The sequence below is a fragment of the Rhodanobacteraceae bacterium genome, from assembly GCA_024234055.1.
Lineage (GTDB): Bacteria > Pseudomonadota > Gammaproteobacteria > Xanthomonadales > SZUA-5 > JADKFD01.
Window position 1 is genome coordinate 115,992 of the sequence record JACKOW010000010.1, and the last position, 15,774, is coordinate 131,765.

At 65.0% G+C, this 15,774-nt stretch carries 13 protein-coding genes; 4 read left to right on the forward strand and 9 right to left on the reverse strand.

Annotation, left to right across the window (positions count from 1 at the left end; translation table 11 throughout):
- Positions 1-145: 145 nt before the first annotated feature.
- Genes H7A19_15860 through H7A19_15875 form a run of 4 tightly spaced genes read right to left on the reverse strand, consistent with a single transcriptional unit; the run spans position 146 to position 3,460 of the window.
- The gene (locus tag H7A19_15860; protein MCP5476305.1) at positions 146-1,162 is read right to left on the reverse strand and encodes a HEAT repeat domain-containing protein; all 1,017 of its coding nucleotides are present in this window, start codon (positions 1,160-1,162) and stop codon (positions 146-148) included.
- Entirely contained in the window at positions 1,159-2,214 is a 1,056-nt protein-coding gene (locus H7A19_15865) for a HEAT repeat domain-containing protein (protein MCP5476306.1), read from the reverse strand. The genes H7A19_15860 and H7A19_15865 overlap by 4 nt, the downstream gene beginning before the upstream one ends.
- Positions 2,215-2,225: 11 nt before the next feature.
- Positions 2,226-2,930, reverse strand: a complete 705-nt coding sequence (locus H7A19_15870; protein ID MCP5476307.1) for a hypothetical protein — start codon at positions 2,928-2,930, stop codon at positions 2,226-2,228.
- Positions 2,927-3,460 carry a sigma-70 family RNA polymerase sigma factor gene (locus tag H7A19_15875; protein ID MCP5476308.1) on the reverse strand — a complete coding sequence of 178 codons (534 nt, stop codon included), beginning with the start codon at positions 3,458-3,460 and terminating at the stop codon, positions 2,927-2,929. Before H7A19_15875 ends, H7A19_15870 begins: the two co-directional genes overlap by 4 nt.
- Before the next feature lie 358 nt (positions 3,461-3,818).
- Here H7A19_15875 and H7A19_15880 point away from each other — a divergent pair, with 358 nt between their 5' ends.
- Together H7A19_15880 and msrB are read left to right on the forward strand one after the other, a co-directional pair.
- The gene (locus H7A19_15880; protein MCP5476309.1) at positions 3,819-4,211 is read left to right on the forward strand and encodes a DUF2750 domain-containing protein; all 393 of its coding nucleotides are present in this window, start codon (positions 3,819-3,821) and stop codon (positions 4,209-4,211) included.
- A 247-nt stretch (positions 4,212-4,458) separates the two neighbouring features.
- Positions 4,459-4,950 (forward strand): peptide-methionine (R)-S-oxide reductase MsrB, encoded by a 492-nt coding sequence (gene msrB / locus H7A19_15885; GenBank protein MCP5476310.1) that lies wholly within the window; start codon positions 4,459-4,461, stop codon positions 4,948-4,950.
- 448 nt (positions 4,951-5,398) lie between these two features.
- On the opposite strand, the gene H7A19_15890 is transcribed toward msrB, so the two are convergent.
- From H7A19_15890 to H7A19_15905, 4 genes are read right to left on the reverse strand one after another with little or no spacing between them, the layout of a single operon-like run.
- Positions 5,399-6,574, reverse strand: coding sequence for an ABC transporter permease (locus tag H7A19_15890; protein MCP5476311.1), 1,176 nt, complete (start codon positions 6,572-6,574; stop codon positions 5,399-5,401).
- 10 nt (positions 6,575-6,584) lie between these two features.
- Complete coding sequence (locus H7A19_15895; GenBank protein ID MCP5476312.1) at positions 6,585-7,748, reverse strand: ABC transporter permease; 1,164 nt, start codon at positions 7,746-7,748, stop codon at positions 6,585-6,587.
- Positions 7,749-7,756: 8 nt separating this feature from the next.
- Positions 7,757-8,446 carry an ABC transporter ATP-binding protein gene (locus H7A19_15900; protein ID MCP5476313.1) on the reverse strand — a complete coding sequence of 230 codons (690 nt, stop codon included), beginning with the start codon at positions 8,444-8,446 and terminating at the stop codon, positions 7,757-7,759.
- Positions 8,443-9,684 (reverse strand): efflux RND transporter periplasmic adaptor subunit, encoded by a 1,242-nt coding sequence (locus tag H7A19_15905; GenBank protein MCP5476314.1) that lies wholly within the window; start codon positions 9,682-9,684, stop codon positions 8,443-8,445. Before H7A19_15905 ends, H7A19_15900 begins: the two co-directional genes overlap by 4 nt.
- A gap of 201 nt (positions 9,685-9,885) precedes the next feature.
- Here H7A19_15905 and H7A19_15910 point away from each other — a divergent pair, with 201 nt between their 5' ends.
- Positions 9,886-10,440, forward strand: coding sequence for a hypothetical protein (locus tag H7A19_15910; GenBank protein MCP5476315.1), 555 nt, complete (start codon positions 9,886-9,888; stop codon positions 10,438-10,440).
- Between the two features lie 273 nt (positions 10,441-10,713).
- Here H7A19_15910 and H7A19_15915 read toward each other — a convergent pair whose 3' ends face one another.
- The gene (locus H7A19_15915; GenBank protein ID MCP5476316.1) at positions 10,714-13,449 is read right to left on the reverse strand and encodes an insulinase family protein; all 2,736 of its coding nucleotides are present in this window, start codon (positions 13,447-13,449) and stop codon (positions 10,714-10,716) included.
- A gap of 312 nt (positions 13,450-13,761) precedes the next feature.
- Between H7A19_15915 and H7A19_15920 the strand changes: the two genes are divergently transcribed.
- Positions 13,762-15,735 carry a UvrD-helicase domain-containing protein gene (locus H7A19_15920; protein ID MCP5476317.1) on the forward strand — a complete coding sequence of 658 codons (1,974 nt, stop codon included), beginning with the start codon at positions 13,762-13,764 and terminating at the stop codon, positions 15,733-15,735.
- The last annotated feature ends 39 nt before the right edge of the window (positions 15,736-15,774 follow it).

Consider the following 15,774-nt stretch of genomic DNA (forward strand, 5'->3'; position numbering starts at 1 on the left):
CTCGGCAGGGTGTGCGGCTTTGCATCGTGGCGGAAGGCGCCACGGCCAAAGCCCGGCAGAAGCAGCGGAGCAAGCTCCGCTCTACCAAAGCGTCGGTGTGCGAGGCTCTGGTAGTGCCGAGCTTGCTCGGCAGGATGTGCGAATCCTACTTCACCGTCGCCAGCATCCGATCCAGATAGCGAATCGCTGCTTCATCGCCACTCTGACCCATCCAGAACAAGGCCTGCTTGCGTACATCGAGCGCTACGGCCCGGTTCTCCAACAGACCGATCAATGCCTGGACCGCCCGCGGCTGCGGCAACTGCGAGAGCGCAAACACGGCCTGATGACGCACCTGCGAGGAGGTCTCGGTGTTCAATGCCGCGGTGATCGCCGACTCGCTGCGCGGATCGCCGATCTGCGCCAGCCAGAACCAGGCCTGGGAGCGTACCTGGGTGCTGCTGTCCTGTTGGGCCTGGGCAATCAACAGATCGCCCCGTCGCGGCGATCGGCTCTGGGAGAGGGCAAAGGCCGCATGTTCGCGTATGCCCGCATCCGGATCACGGCTCAGGAAGGGCTCGATCAGACGTGCGCCGGGCTCGCCGCGGACCTGGCCCAGCCAGAACAACGCGTCCTTGCGCGACTCCCGCGCCGGATCGGCACCGGCGATCCGGTTCAATCGGGCATCGACCTCATCGCCCGCATGCACGGCCAGCGCCGCCATCACCTCGCCACTGAGCGGGCGCCGTGGTGCGATCTGCGCGTCCAGCCAGGCAGCACTGGTGGCCGCGTCGATCTCGCCCAGATCGGCGATCGGCGACTTCGCCCGGACCGGACAGCTGCTGCCGTAGGCGCGGATCCGATCCAGTTCCCCAGCCTTGAAATGGGCGTAGATCTGCATCTGCGCCACACCGCGGTCCTGGTGGCTGGCGCTGAAGCCCTGATGTCTGGAATCCAGATCGCAGGATTGCAGCGGCCGCGGTTGATCGGCGCTCTGCGGACAACACCAGTCAGGCGCGTCGGCGACTGCCGCCACCCGCCAGCTGGCCCAACCGTTCTGCGGCGGCTGCAAGGTGCTGGCCAGCACACCACTGACATTGAGCAGGCCGAGCAGCACCCAGAACCAACGCAAGCCACCAAGGAGTCGATCGAGCAGGGCATGAAAGGCAGATACTTCGCTCATGGCGTCTTCCCCTGCAGTGCGGCGTCGATGGCTTCCATCGCGGCGTCACCGCCGAGCATGGTCAGCTGACGCAGGATCCGGGTCTTTTCTTCGGCATTGCTGCTGGCGCGGTAGATCTCCAGCAGGGCGGCCTCGTCGCCGCGCATCATCAGCCCGTCCAGTGCCGCCTGACGCACCTTCGGCGACCCGTCGCCTTGATAGATCTGGCGTAGCGTGGCGCCCGCCTCCGGGCTGCTGACGATGCCCATGCTGCGCACGGCTTCGATCCGGGTCTGCTCGTCGGTGGCGGTGCGCGCCAGCTTGTCCAGCGATTCCAGATCGCCGGCGATGGCATAGGCCTGCACCAGCGCGCCGCCGTGCTTGCCGAGATCGCCGAGGCTGCGCAATTCGGCCAGTGCGCCCATGGCCCCGAGTGCCTGGATCGCCGCCCGCGCCTCCTTTTCGTCACGGGCCTCGCGCGCCAGCTGCAGCACTTCCTGTTTGCGATCGGCAATCAGATAGGCATTGAGCACTTCCCGACGTACGTTGGCATCGCCCGTACGGTACAGATCCCGCAGTGCCGACAGTGCCTCGGTGTTGCCGCCGATGCCGATCATGCGGATCGCCTCCAGCCGCAATTCGCCGCCATCGCCACGAGCCTGCTGCAGCAACAGTTGCTGGGCTTCCTCGGTCTCGATCTGGCTGAGCACGAACAGCGCGCGCATCTTCACCAGCTCAGTCTGCGAGCCACCCAGCACGCGCTTGACCAGCGGCAGCGAGCGTTCCGGTGGCGCCGCCATCAGGCCTTCGAGCGCGGCGATCGCGAGCTGCTCCTGCTCGGTGGGCGCAGCGTGGCGACGGGCCCGGGCACGGGCACGATCGGCTTCCATGGCGGCGCGAGCCTCCATCGCCTGAGCCTGATCGCGGGCGCGCTCGGCGCCCTCACTGGCCAGTGCCGCGGCTTCGGCGCGGGCGGCCGCCTGAGCGCGGGCGGCATCAGCTTGTGCCAACTCGGATTGCGCATGAACCGACCCGGCGGCCATCAACATCAAACACAGCATCGTACGTTTCATATTCTGCTCCATCACAGGGATTGCACGGTCTTTGACGGAGATCGCGACAATTTGGTTTGCATGACTGCGAATTCGAAATCCAGCTGGGCACGGGCCGAGCGTGCGTCCTCGCTGCCGCCGGCTTCGCTGGCCAGCCCCAGCAGCACCGGCTCGAGAGACCGCAGCACCCGCGCCAGGCGCTCGTCGCCCTGGGCCTGCGCTGCCTGCTGATACAGGCGGTTCTGCTCGATGATGTTGGCGATCAGCGCCTGACGCTGGGCCGGATCCTCGTCCGGCAGATCCGCCAGCAGCAGACGGGCGTCGCCGAAGTGGCTGCTGAGCCCGCGCGTGAGCGCATCGCCATCCTCGGCTGCCGTTGCCGCGGCCAGCTGCGGCGCAGCAGACGGCATGCGATCCGACTCGGCCAGGCGGGTGCCAACCGCCACGCCCAGCAGCATCAAGGCGGCGCCAGCCAGCGCCATCGGCCACCACGGGCGTGACGGCGGCTCAGCGGCGGCCTGGTCGGCCCGGGTCAGACTGGCGCGCCAGCGGGCCAGCGCCGCAGCGTCGGGCACTGCCGCTGTGGGCGCCGGCAACTGCGAGAGCTGATCGCGAAGTCGCTGATAGCGCGCAGCGAGATCGGCATCGGTGCGCAGGCGCGCGCGAATGTGGGCGCGCTCGGGCGCACTGAGGCCGTCGTCGTAGTGGTACAGCAGCAGCTGTTCGTCGTTGATCATGCTTCGCTCCGCCACGGCTCCAGGGTCACGCGCAGCTTGCGCAGCGCCCGAAACAGAGCCTGTTTGATACTGTCCTGACTGGTCTGAAGCTGCTCGGCAATCTCGATCAGCCGCCATTGCTCCAGGTGCTTGAGCACGAAGCACTGACGCTCCAGATCGGTCAACCCGCGCATGGCGCGCTCCAGTCCTTCGCTGAGTTCGCCGACCGCGTGTGCCTCGGCCGGACCGGACTCGTCGGGGTCGACGGCGTCTGCCGTCGCTTCCAGCACATCACCGCGACGCTTCCGGCTGAGATCGATGGCCGCGTTGATGGCGATGCGATGGATCCAGGTATCGAGATCAGCCTCGCCGCGAAACTCCGCGCGCTTGTCCCAGGCCTTCAGCAGTGCATCCTGCACCGCATCCTCGGCCAGACCGGCGTCGCCGGTGATGCGCAGGCAGGCGCCGTACCAGCGCGCCGATTTCTCGGCGAGCAGCGCGTGAAAATCGTCCACCAGCAAGCGGGGACGCGATCGTAGCCAGGCAAACATGCAGGCTTGGACGGGCCAGGGCGGAAAAGGTTAGCGTGGATTGGCGGGGCACGGGGCACGGGACTCGGGACTCGGGACTCGGGACTCGGGGAAGGCTACGGGCTGCCGGCTTTTCTAGGTCCAGACTTGTCTGGACGCTTCTTCAGCACGGCGCCGAGAGCGTCCAGACAAGTCTGGACCCACAAGAGCCGGCGTCTGTGGGAGCGGCTTCAGCCGCGATCAGCGGTATGGCATTGCAGAGCTGTCGCGGGCAGAGCCCGCTCCCACAGGGGCTGCGGTCGAACTATCACCACACCGCTAGCCGCCATCCGCCAGAGGCCGCATCATCGGGCGGAACCTTCTTGCTGACGATGCCGCCATGAGCTATCCACTTGATCCCGCGCAGTTCCAGCGCATCAGCCGCTTGCCGGCCAGTGCCCGCTTCGACGAGTTCGTCAACCGCATCTGCGAACACCAGCAGGTCTGGGGTCTGCGCAGCAGCAATGGTTGGGCGGTGGTCGATGCCGAGGGTGACGACTGCTTTCCGGTGTGGCCGCATCCGGATTTTGCTGCCGCCTGGGCGGTGAACGATCTGGCCGATTGCAAGCCGCAGGCAATAGATCTCGACGCCTGGCTCAGTCGCTGGACCCCGGGCATGGACAAGGACGGCACCCTGGTACTGGTGTTCCCCACCAACGACGATGATGACGAAGGCATGGTCATGAGCGCCTCGGAGCTGGAAGACGCGCTGCTCGGGGCGATGGGCGGGTGAGCGTGCGGCGATACTGTGGGAGCGGGCTCTGCCCGCGATCAGGACTTCCATCCGAGCCAGAAGCCGTCGCGGACGAAGTCCGCTCCCACAGTTCTCGCCTGCCGGCTTTGGCTCTGGCGTGCCCTCGCGCCCTCGTGCCCTCGCGCCCTCAGCTTTTGAAAGCCCCTCGCCACGCTCCCGGTCTACATCCACATGACGGCGATCGCGCTTCAATGCGCCGGGCCGAGCAGATCGGGACTGGACGGACATGAAACGACGTACCTTGTTGGCCTCGGCCTTGAGCCTGGGCGCTGGAGGAATGACCATGGCTTTGTGGAGCAAGAGCGCCCCGGCACGGGATGCCGAGGCTTTCGAATTTCAGTTGAGCGAAGCGGAGTGGCGCGAGCGCCTGTCGCCGCAGGCTTTTGCCGTGCTGCGCCAGGAAGCCACCGAGCGCGCCGGCAGCAGCGAGCTCAATCACGAGAAGCGCCCCGGTGTGTTTCACTGCGCCGGCTGTGATCTGCCGCTGTTCGATGCCAGCACCAAATATGAATCCGGCACCGGCTGGCCGAGCTTCTACGACCACCTGCCCGACGCCATCGGCACGCGCGAGGATCGCGGCTTCTTCATGACCCGCACCGAGGTCCATTGCCGCCGCTGCGGCGGGCATCTGGGCCACGTCTTCCCCGACGGCCCCAGGCCCACCGGGCTGCGCTATTGCATGAACGGGGTGTCGCTGAAGTTCGTGCCGGCGGCGTAAGCGCACGGGGCACGGGGCACGGGGCACGGGGCACGGGGCACGGGAAAGGCTACGGGCTTTGGGCTCTTGTAGGTCCGAACCCGGCGTCATTGCGAGCCATCTGTGTCGGCCCGACACTGCCCACGAGCCATGAACCACAAAACCGCCTGTAGGAGCGACCCTGCGTCGCGACCGGCCAGCCGCACGCCCGAGGCAGCGGTCGCGCCGCAAGGGTGCTCCAAATGAACAAATCAAATCAACAATTTGCGATATGGGTTCATGGAGTGCGTAGCGAAGCAATCCAGGTGCATGGTCGCAATTTCCTGGATTGCTATGTCACTGCGTTCCTCGCAATGACGCCATTCAGGTAGGCCCCTGGCACCAGATCCCCAAAGCCCTTTGTGCGCCTTCGGCTTACCCGGGCTGGGGCTGGGTGACGAAAGCCTCTCGCATTTCCCCTGCCCCTTTCTCAAGCTTCGCGCAGGGCCGTCGTCACCGGCATGCGCGCCGTCCGCAGTGCCGGCAGCAGGCCTCCGATGAAACCGATCGCGAGGGCTAGCAGCATGCCGGTCTGAAGCAGGGCCGGAGTCACCTTGAAATTGAACACCACCTGGGTGAAGCCGGCGCCCAGCGTGGTGACGGCATAGTTGTTGAAGATCAGGTAGGCGCCCAGCCCGCCGATCAGACCACCGATGAGGGCCAGAATCATGCTCTCGATCAGTACCGAAACCACGACCGGCGTGGGACCGAAACCGATGGCCCGCAGTGTGGCAATTTCGGTGGTGCGCGTTGAGACCGAGGCGTACATGGTGTTGAGCGCGGCGAAGATCGCCCCGAAGGCCATCACCACCGAGACGATGGTGGTCAGCACCTTGATCATGGCGGTCGAACCGCTGGTCTGGCGTGCGTAGTAGCCCAGCTGGGACTCCGCATCTACATTCAGGCGCGGGTCGTCTTTCAGCGCCTGCTGGAAGGTGCTCAGGGCGGCGGCATTCTCCAGCCCCACCAGGACCATGGAGTAACCTTGTCGGCCAAAGGCGCTCTGCGCGGTATTGGCGTCGATCCAGAGTTCGCTGTCATGGGCGTTGCCGGACTCGAACACGCCGACGATGGTCCAATCAGCACCGCGGATGCGGACCGTCTCACCCAGATCAGCACCCTCGAACTGCCCACTCACGCCCTTTCCGACCATCATTTCATTGAGTCCGGGCTGGAATTTGCGCCCGGCCACGATCTTGAGATCCGAGCGCAGTTCGAAAGCAGCCGGTTCAACGCCGCGCAAGGTCACGTTGCCGGAACTTCCCGAGCGCTTCAACGGCAGCTCTGCGATCAGCACCAGCTCGCGTGACGCCAGGGGCTTGCCATCCATGCCCTTGCGCACTCCGGGCTTTTCGGTGATCAACGTGGCGGAGTCGCGATCCAGCCCGCTGTTGAGTTCGGCGTCGGAACCTCCGCGCAGCACGATGGCGCGGTCGTCGCTGCCAGTGGCGGACAAGGTGGAACCCAGGCCCTCACTCATCGCCAGCAGGGCAGTCAGCACACCGACAACCCCGGCCAGTCCAACGACGATCACCAGGCTGGCTCCCAGACGCTCCGGCAGGTTGCGCAGATTCATCAGCGTAATGGACCAGATTTGCTTGATCATGGTGGGTTCCTCAGCGTCCGGCCAGTGCGTCTACGATGGAAAGCCGTTGCGCCCGCAGCGCCGGCAACAGTCCGACCAGAACCGCCATGATCACCATGGTGGCCAGGGCCTTGCCCCACACCTGCCAGCCGATCGGCAACGGCGGAAAGCCAATGCCGGCGGTCAAGCCCGGTCCCAGCAGCGCAGCGAGTCCCATTCCGGCAAAACCGCCCAAACACACCAGCAACAGCGCTTCGCCCAACACCAGCATCAGCACGGTGCTGTCTCCGAATCCGAGCGTCTTCAGCACCGCCAGTTCAGGAATGCGCTCGCGCACCGATTGCGCCATGGTATTGGCCGTCAGCAGCAGGATGGTGAACATCACGGCACTGAGGATGGAGCTGACGATGAGCCCGATATCGCCAATCTGGCGAGCAAAGCCCAGTTGAAACTCGCTTTCGGTCTGGGTCTTGGTCTCGTTGGCCGAATTCAGGAAACGCGCGTCGATGGCGGATGCCACCGATTCGATCACACTGGCGTCGGTCACCTGCACGTTGAAGATGCCGGCTCTGCCCTGTCCGAACTGGTTAGCTTCGTCGAAATAGTCGAAGTTGACGTAGATCTGCGAGTTGGTCTGACGCTGGTAGCTTTCATCGGCGCCGTCGAAAATGCCAACGATCTGGAACTGCCAGGTCTTGCTGCCATCCTTCTGCGGAAAGATGTTCGATTGAATGGGCACGCGATCGCCGATCTTGAAGCCGAAGCGATCTGCAAGGCCACGTCCCACCACGATGCTGTCGCGGGTGTTGATGAAGGCCTGCTTCTGTTCCTCAGGCATCACCCACTCCGGAAACATGGCCATCCAACGCGCCGGAGGAACGGCAAAGCCAAACACCTGATTCTTGGGGTCCTGGTAGATGGCACCGAACCATTGCCGCCAGCTGACCGCCTTGACCCCGGGAATGGCCTCGATCTCGGGCAGCATGCTCATGGGCAAGGACACCGTGAACGAGGTGCGTGCCTGGGTGACCAGACGGTTGTTGCCGGCTGCGCCGCTGCCGCTGCTGTTGAAGAGTACGCTGACGGCGGTGAGCAGGCCGAACAGCAGAAATGCGCTGAAGATCGACAGCATGGTCAATACCGTACGGGTCTTCTTGCGAAACAGGCTGGCGAATATCAGATTGAGATATTTCATGGCGGGCCTCAGTGAGCCGCTTCAGTCACCAGCGTGCCCTTGTCCAGGTGCACGGTGCGGTTGGCGTACTCGGCGGCCTTGGGATCATGCGTGACCATGACGATGGTCTTGCCGTATTCGCGATTGAGCCGCTGCAGCAGGGTCAGGATCTCATCGGCGGTGGTGCGGTCCAGATCGCCGGTCGGCTCGTCGCAGACCAGCAGGGTGGGATCGGAGACCAGCGCCCGGGCGATGGCCACACGCTGCTCCTGGCCGCCGGAGAGTTCGCGCGGCTTGTGCCGGGCGCGGTCCTTGAGGCCGACGATTTCCAGCGCCACCTGGGCCCGCTTGAGGCGCTCGGCGCCGCCCATCCTGGTCAGCAGCAAGGGCAGCTCGACATTGCGCTCGGCCGTCAGCACCGGCAGCAGATTGTAGAACTGGAACACGAAGCCTACGTTGCTGGCACGCCAGCGTGACAGCTCGCCACTGCTCAGGCGATCGATGCGCTTGCCATCGACCAGAATCTCGCCATTGGTGGGCTGGTCGAGGCCGCCGATCAGATTCAGCAACGTGGTCTTGCCGGAACCCGACGGACCCATCAGGGCCACGAAATCGCCCTTGGGAATATCGAGCGTAATGCCGTGCAGCACTTCGACCTTCTGCTTGCCGCGGGTGTAGTACTTGACGACGTTCTTGATCTGGATGAGAGCTTCGGTCATGGCTTGGACTCCTGGGTAACCGCGGCGCCATCGGCAAGATCCGCCGGCGGATCGACGATCACGGTCTGGCCAGCCACCAGGCCGGCAGTGATGTTGCGAAAATCGGCAATGACGGCGCCAGCACTGACCTCGCGCAGACTGGCGCGTTGGTTCTCGACCACAAAGACCTGGGCCTTGCCCGCGGTTTCGATGACCGCCGATCTGGGCACCAGTACGCCGGTGAGCTGCGGCTTCTTCGGTTCATCGACACTGGCGCGTGACTCCAGGAAACGTACGCGCACGCCCATCTCGGGAACGATCCGCGGATCCTTCACGCCCAGACTGACACGCACGCGCACCGTGGCCTTGGTGCGATCGGCCGCCGGAATCACGGCAATCACGTCACCGGGAATTTTCCAGTCCGGATAGGCGTTCAGCGTGGCCTCGATCGGCATGCCGTCCTGCACCCGACCGATGAAGGCCTCGTTGACATCGACTTCGACCTCCAGCGAATCCATGTCGACCACAGTGCCGATGCCGGTACGGGTGAAGCCGCCGCCGGCACTGACCGGCGAGATCATCTCGCCTGGCTGCGCGGCCTTGGCGATGATCACGCCGGCAAAGGGCGCGCGCACCACGGTGTCGTCCATCGACACCTGCGACAAGGCCAGCGATTCCTCGGCCACCTTGATCTGCCGGCGCTGGCTGGCCAGGCGTGCGCTCAAGCTTTCGGCGGCGGCGCGGGCGGCATCAAGCTGCGCCGCGGTGCCCAGCTTGCGCGCATAGATCTCCTGCTGGCGCTGGTAGTCGGCCTGGGCCTGACGCAGATTGGCCTCGATTTCGGTCAGCTGTGAGCGTGCACTGGCCAGCTGAGCCTGCGACAGTGCCAGCTGCGCGCTCTGCTGGGTGTCGTCCAGCGTCGCCAGGATCTGGCCCTCCTCGACTCGCATGCCTTCCTCGATCAGAACCGTTGCCACCTTGCCGGTGACCTTCGAAGACACCGTGGCCTGACGCCGCGCGACCACATAGCCGGAAGCATCCAGTACGGAGCTCGACACCGGCGCGGCGTTGGCCGGTTGAACCAGCGCCGTCTTGACGCTGACCGCCGCAGGCGCGCGACCGAGGAACCACCAGGCACCGGCACCGACAGCGATCACCAGCACCAGCACCCACCACGGCACACCGCCGCGGCGCGGCGGCGCCTCGTCGCGCGCGCTGCGGTCGATTTGCAATTGTCCCAGCAGATCAGTCTGACTCATGAATGTGTTCGGTGACCTTTGATTGCCTACATGCTCGCACAGCTGGGCGTCGCGGGTTTGCGATCGGCGACTCGCCACTCTGTGATCAAGGCTCCCCTAAATCGTATCGGCGCATTAGTGACGATCGTCACCAGCGCATTCATGACTGACGGCAGGGTCGGTCGCGATAAAGTAACGAAGCCAGCGGATAATCGGCCCCGGATGAACACCAAGGCTCCGTCCTCGCAAAAGCCACCGGCCTCGGCGCTGCCGGGTGCACATCGGGTCATGCCTGGCCCCGGTACGATGCGTTTCCGCAACGAGATGGCGCTGTGGCCACGAATCTTCGCGCTGGTCTTCCTGGCGATGGTGGCGATGTTCAGCTGGCTGGCCATCCGCGACGGGAGCCCACCCGGTTGGAGCAGCGGCGGAATGCTGCTGGTGCTCGCTGCCTTCTGGCTGTTCGGGCTCGGCTTTGCCGCGCATGCCGTCAACCAGCCCCGGGTGCGCATCGATATCGGCGACGATGGCCAGGTGTCGGTGGCACTGGGCCGGGTCTTTCGTGCCGAGCATTGTCGCTATCGCGCCGCGGAACTTGGGCCTGCCGAACTGGTGGAAGGCAGTGACGACGAAGGTGCGCCTTATTTCCACGCCCGATTGCGCTTACCCGGCCGCGGATCGGTCGATTTCGCCGAAGGCCACCATCGCGGTCTCTGCGAGCAGGCCGTCGAACGCTTCAACGCGGCCTTGGTGGCCGCAGCCACCGGCGCGGCCTGATCGGCGCTGGCTAGCCCGCATTTCTCAAACCTGCGTGAGAAATGCGGGCTAGCTGCTTGAGAATTGTTGACTCGCGGAAAACATGCCGACGAATTCGTGCCTGGCACAGTGGTGGCGTGACTGGTCGTCTCGCTGCCCAGACAGCGCAGTGGTCGTAGCGTGCCCTGCGGCGTCGCCGGTCGCGCCGTGAAGGCGCTCCTGCCAGCAGCCACTCTGCGGTAGGAGCGACCTTGCGTCGCGACCAGCGGGCCGGGGCAGCGACCGAACCGCCTTCTACCGCACCGGCTGACCGTTCTCGTCGACCACCTGCACCTCACCCAGGTTCAGCTCGCGCACGCCGGCCTCGATCTGGCTGAGGTCACCGACGATGACCCAGGTCAGACGGTCCGGGTGAATCACCTGCCTGGCGGCGGCATGGATGTCGGCCAGCGTCTGCGCTTCGATGCGCTGCTTGGCGGTGGCTACCCAATCGTCGGGCCGATCAAACTGGAGGATGCTGCGGACCGCGCCCTGAACATCGCCAATGGTCTCGTAGGCGCCCGGCAAGGAGCGCACATCTCCGGCCTTGAGCTTGTCGAGTTCCTCTTCGGTCGCAGGCTGGTCGCTCAGATACGCGCTGAGTTCCTTGCGGATCTCGGTTACCGACTCGGCAGTCTTGTCGGTCTGCACCGGCGCGTAGGTGATCCACGGGCGCTGTCCGCGCGCACTTGGCATGGCCACGCCGACACCATAACTCCAGTGCTTGTCCTCGCGCAGATTCATGTTCAGCCGTGAGGTGAAGGTACCGCCGAGGATGTCGTTCATGGTGCCGATCGCGGTGTTGTTCTCCACTCGGCCATCGGGCCCGAGCAGACCCGCCAGAATCAGGGTCTGCTGCGCTTCGGCGCGATTGATCAGAAACACGCGCGGTTTGCTCTGCGCCGCAACCACAGGGATTTCGACCACGGGCCGGGGGCTCGCGGGCGCCTTCCAATCGCCGAAGTGCTTCTCCAGTGCCGGTACGATTGCCGCCAGCGTGGTGTCGCCCGCGACCAGAATGCGCACGTTGTCGGGGCGCAGGAAATCGCTGCGATAGGCGATCAGATCGTCGCGGGTGACCGCTGCAATGCTGGCCTCCGTGCCGTTGCCGGAGAAGGGTACGCCGTAGGGGTGATCGGCGCCGAACAGCAGCGGCGGCAGGATGCGCAAACCCAGTCCGAAGGGCTGGCTCTTTTCCTGGGCGATGCCGGCCAGCCATTGCTTGCGCACGCGCTCGATGTCCTCCGGCTTGAAATCGGCCTTGCGCACGATGCTGGCCAGCAATGCCAGCGAGGGGTCCAGTTGTTCGCTCAGCGCCGACACGCCGGCGTAACCATCATCCAGTCCGGCACCGGTGTAGAGCTGGGCGCCCAGGCTGTCAGCGGCGGCGGCAATCTGCAGCGGATTCTTTCCTTCGGCACCCTCGTCGAGCATGCCGTAGGTGAATTCAGCCGTGCCCAGCGGGCGACCGCGATCGCCCGAGGATCCGGCCCCGAACAGCAGTTCGACGTTGATGATCGGAATGCTGGAACGCGCAGCCAGCACGACTTCGATGCCGTTCTTCAAGCGCGCGCGCTGCAGCACGGGAAAGTCCACTTCGGGGAAATCGGCCACCGTGGGCACGCCCTGACTGCGATCGACAGCGCCGGCGTCGGCCACCTTGTAGTTGCCGAAGGGACGCACTTCCAGGGTGTGGTCGCCTTGTGTCAACCAGCGCCGGGCAGCATCGCGAACCTGGGCTACCGTGGCGGCGTCCAGGCGGTCCAGCGATTGCTGATAGCAGGCGGGATCGCCGTCGTACACCTGGCATTCGGCCAGCACCCCGGCCTTGCCGGAAAAGCCACCGACCTTCTCCAGACCGCGCACCACCTCGCTCTTGATCTCGATCTTGGCGCGCTGGAGCTCTTCTGCCGTGGGGCCATCGGCCAGGAATCGCGCCACTTCCTCGTTGATCGCCTGCTCGACTGTGGCGATCGCCACGCCGGCCTTGACGTCGGCCTCAATGAAAAACATGCTCGCCAATTCCAGCACCTGCGGATAGGCGCCTGTACGGTCGGCGATCTGATCGCGATAGACCAGACGCTCGTAGAGCCTGGAGGTTTTGCCGCCACCGAGGATGCGCGCTGCCATCTCCATGTAGTCGGCGTCCGGCGTGCCGCGCTCGGCGTAATTCCAGACCTTGTTCAGTCGCGCCTGAGCAACGCGGTCGTACATCACCTCGCGGGTACTGCTGGTGCGCGCGGCCACCCAGGATTCCAGGCGGGTCAGCGGCGGGCCGGCCGGAATATCGCCGAAATACTGTTGTACCTTGGCCCTGGCGGTGGCCACATCGATGTCACCGGCCAACACCAGCGTGGCGTTGGCGGCACCGTAATAGGTGTTGAACCACGCCTTGACGTCGTCCAGCGAGGCCGCCGACAGATCCTCCATCGAGCCGATCGTTTCCCAGCGGTAGGGATGACCTTCCGGGAAGCTGGCCTTCTGCAGAGCCTCCATGACGCGGCCGTAGGGCTGGTTCTCGCCCTGGCGCTTTTCGTTCTTGACCACGCCGCGCTGCTCGTCCAGCGCCGCCTGATCAATGGCCCCGAGCAGATGGCCCATGCGATCGGATTCCATCCACAGGGCCATGTCCAGCGCCGTCTTCGGCACCGTCTGGAAATAGTTGGTGCGATCCAGCCAGGTGGTGCCGTTCATGTCGGTGGCGCCGACCTTCTCGAAGGGCTCGAAATACTCGCCGTCGTGGTTCTCGGTCTTCTGGAACATCAGATGTTCGAACAGATGCGCGAAACCCGTGTGCCCGGGTTTCTCGTCCTTGGAGCCCACGTGGTACCACATCGACACCGCGATCACCGGCGCCTTGGTGTCCTGGTGCACGATCACGGTCAGGCCGTTGTCGAGCTGGAATTTCTCGTAGGGAATCAGCGAATCGGCCGCCGGCGCGGCAGCGCCGAACAGCAGGGCCGAAAGGCCGGCAATCAGTTTCAAGCGCATGGATGGGTCTCGATGGCGACAGACGCGGGGGCGGCCGATGCTAGACGTTGCAATCGGTCACGCCAATGGCGGAGGGGCAGGTGAGAAGCGTTCAACGCAGAGAACGCAGAGGGCCGCAGAGGACGCAGAGAGAAGCTCGTCCAGGATTGCCTTTGCTTTTCTCTGCGTCCCTCTGCGTTTCCTTTGCGTTCTCTGCGATCGGCTTCTGCCCCCCGGCGCGACAGTTTCCGGCTTTCGCACCGGTCGCGAGGCAAGCTCGCTCCTACGGGGCTAGACTCGCCACCCCCGCCTGCGAACTCCAACCGCCCGCCGATGCTCAATCCGCAACAACAGGAAGCCGTGCGTTATCTGGATGGTCCGCTGCTGGTGCTGGCGGGCGCCGGGTCGGGCAAGACCAGCGTGATCACCCAGAAGATCGCGCATCTGGTGCGTTCGGGGCTGTACAACATCAACGAGATCGCCGCGATCACCTTCACCAACAAGGCCGCCCGGGAAATGCGCGAGCGCGCGGCGAGATTGCTGGGAGAGGGCGGCAGCGAGGGGCTGACGGTATCGACCTTCCACGCCTTGGGCATGCGCTTTCTGGAGATCGAATGTGCCCATGTCGGATTGCGCCGCGGTTTTTCGATTCTGGGTGAGGACGATGCCCGGGCGCTGGTCAAGGATCTGGCGCCCAAGGGCACCGGCAACGACGTGCTCGATCGCTGGCGCCAGCTGATCGGCCAGGCCAAGAACCGCGGCCTCAATCCGGCGCAGGCGCTGGCGGCTTCGCAGACGCCGCGTGAGCGCGAGGCGGCCGAGCTCTATGCCAGCTACGCCCAGCGCCTGACCGCCTTCAACGCGGTGGATTTCGATGATCTGATCGCGCTGCCGGTGCGGGTGCTGGAGTCTGACGAAGAAGTGCGCGCCAAGTGGCAGCGCAAGTATCGCTATCTGCTGGTGGACGAATACCAGGACACCAACGACACCCAGTACCGATTGCTGCGACTGCTGGCCGGCGAGCGCGGTCTGTTCACGGCGGTGGGTGATGACGACCAGTCGATCTACGCCTGGCGCGGCGCCAATCCGGAGAATCTGGCGCAGCTGGGTCAGGACTATCCGAATCTGAGAATCGTCAAGCTGGAGCAGAACTACCGCTGCGCCCAGCGCATCCTGCGCGCGGCCAACGCGGTGATCGGCCAGAACCCGCATCTGCATCCCAAGAAGCTGTGGAGCGCGCTGCCCGACGGCGATCCAATCCGTATCGTCGCCCGCGGCAGCGATACCGATGAGGCCGAGTTCGTGGCCGCCGAGATCAGCCACCGGCAACTGATCGACAAATGCACGCCGCGCGATTTCGCCGTGCTCTTTCGCGGCAACCATCAGGCGCGCTCGCTGGAACTGGCCCTCAGAGTGCTCAAGGTGCCCTATCACCTGTCGGGCGCCACCTCCTTCTTTGATCGCCAGGAGATCAAGGATGTGATGGCCTACCTGCGGCTGCTGGCCAACCCCGAGGACGATGCCGCCTTCGTGCGTGCGGTAGCCACGCCCAGGCGCGATGTCGGCGCGGCGACACTGGAGAAACTGGCCGAGGCGGCGCGCAGTCGTGGTCTGCCGCTGGCCAAGGCAGCGGGCTCGCACACCCTGCTGGCCACGCTGACGCCGCGCGCGGCTAGAGCACTGTCGGCCTTTTCCGAACAACTCGATGGCTGGCGCAAGCTCAGCAGCAGCGTGCGCCCGCGGGCGCTGATCGAACAGCTGATCCGCGAATCCGGCCTGATCCAGCACTGGCGCGAGGACAGCAAGCGCCCGGAAATGGCCGAGCGTCGCCAGGCCCAGGTGCAGGCCTTTCTGGAATGGATCGGCGATCGCCGCGAGAATTCACTGGGCGCCCTGCTGACCCAGCTGATGCTGGAGAGCCAGGACGACGAGCCCGGCGATCGCGTGCGCCTGATGACCCTGCACAGCGCCAAGGGCCTGGAATTCCGCCACGTGTTTCTGGTCGGCTGCGAAGACGGTTTGCTGCCGCATGTGTCCTCGCTGGACGAAGGGCGACTGGATGAGGAGCGGCGCCTGTTCTACGTCGGCATGACCCGCGCCAAGGAAACCTTGACCCTGTCCTACTGCCGCGTGCGCACCCGCTACGGCCGCGAGGAATGCCCTGAACCCAGTCGCTTCCTGATGGAAATGCCCGAGAGCGAAGTACGTTGGGTGGGCAAGGACGAAAAGACCGTCAAGACCGCCGAGGAAAAAGCCGTCGCCGCCAGACCGCATCTGGATGCGATCCGGGCTTTGCTCGGTGCTTAGCGATTCGGCCACGTCGGAGCCATTCGGCACTTCAAGTAA

Coding starts and splice junctions, on each gene's coding strand:
- H7A19_15860 (MCP5476305.1), bottom strand. CDS start 1,162: ATGAGCGAAGTATCTGCCTTTCATGCCCTGCTCGATCGACTCCTTGGT.
- H7A19_15865 (MCP5476306.1), bottom strand. CDS start 2,214: ATGAAACGTACGATGCTGTGTTTGATGTTGATGGCCGCCGGGTCGGTT.
- H7A19_15870 (MCP5476307.1), bottom strand. CDS start 2,930: ATGATCAACGACGAACAGCTGCTGCTGTACCACTACGACGACGGCCTC.
- H7A19_15875 (MCP5476308.1), bottom strand. CDS start 3,460: ATGTTTGCCTGGCTACGATCGCGTCCCCGCTTGCTGGTGGACGATTTT.
- H7A19_15880 (MCP5476309.1), top strand. CDS start 3,819: ATGAGCTATCCACTTGATCCCGCGCAGTTCCAGCGCATCAGCCGCTTG.
- msrB (MCP5476310.1), top strand. CDS start 4,459: ATGAAACGACGTACCTTGTTGGCCTCGGCCTTGAGCCTGGGCGCTGGA.
- H7A19_15890 (MCP5476311.1), bottom strand. CDS start 6,574: ATGATCAAGCAAATCTGGTCCATTACGCTGATGAATCTGCGCAACCTG.
- H7A19_15895 (MCP5476312.1), bottom strand. CDS start 7,748: ATGAAATATCTCAATCTGATATTCGCCAGCCTGTTTCGCAAGAAGACC.
- H7A19_15900 (MCP5476313.1), bottom strand. CDS start 8,446: ATGACCGAAGCTCTCATCCAGATCAAGAACGTCGTCAAGTACTACACC.
- H7A19_15905 (MCP5476314.1), bottom strand. CDS start 9,684: ATGAGTCAGACTGATCTGCTGGGACAATTGCAAATCGACCGCAGCGCG.
- H7A19_15910 (MCP5476315.1), top strand. CDS start 9,886: ATGAACACCAAGGCTCCGTCCTCGCAAAAGCCACCGGCCTCGGCGCTG.
- H7A19_15915 (MCP5476316.1), bottom strand. CDS start 13,449: ATGCGCTTGAAACTGATTGCCGGCCTTTCGGCCCTGCTGTTCGGCGCT.
- H7A19_15920 (MCP5476317.1), top strand. CDS start 13,762: ATGCTCAATCCGCAACAACAGGAAGCCGTGCGTTATCTGGATGGTCCG.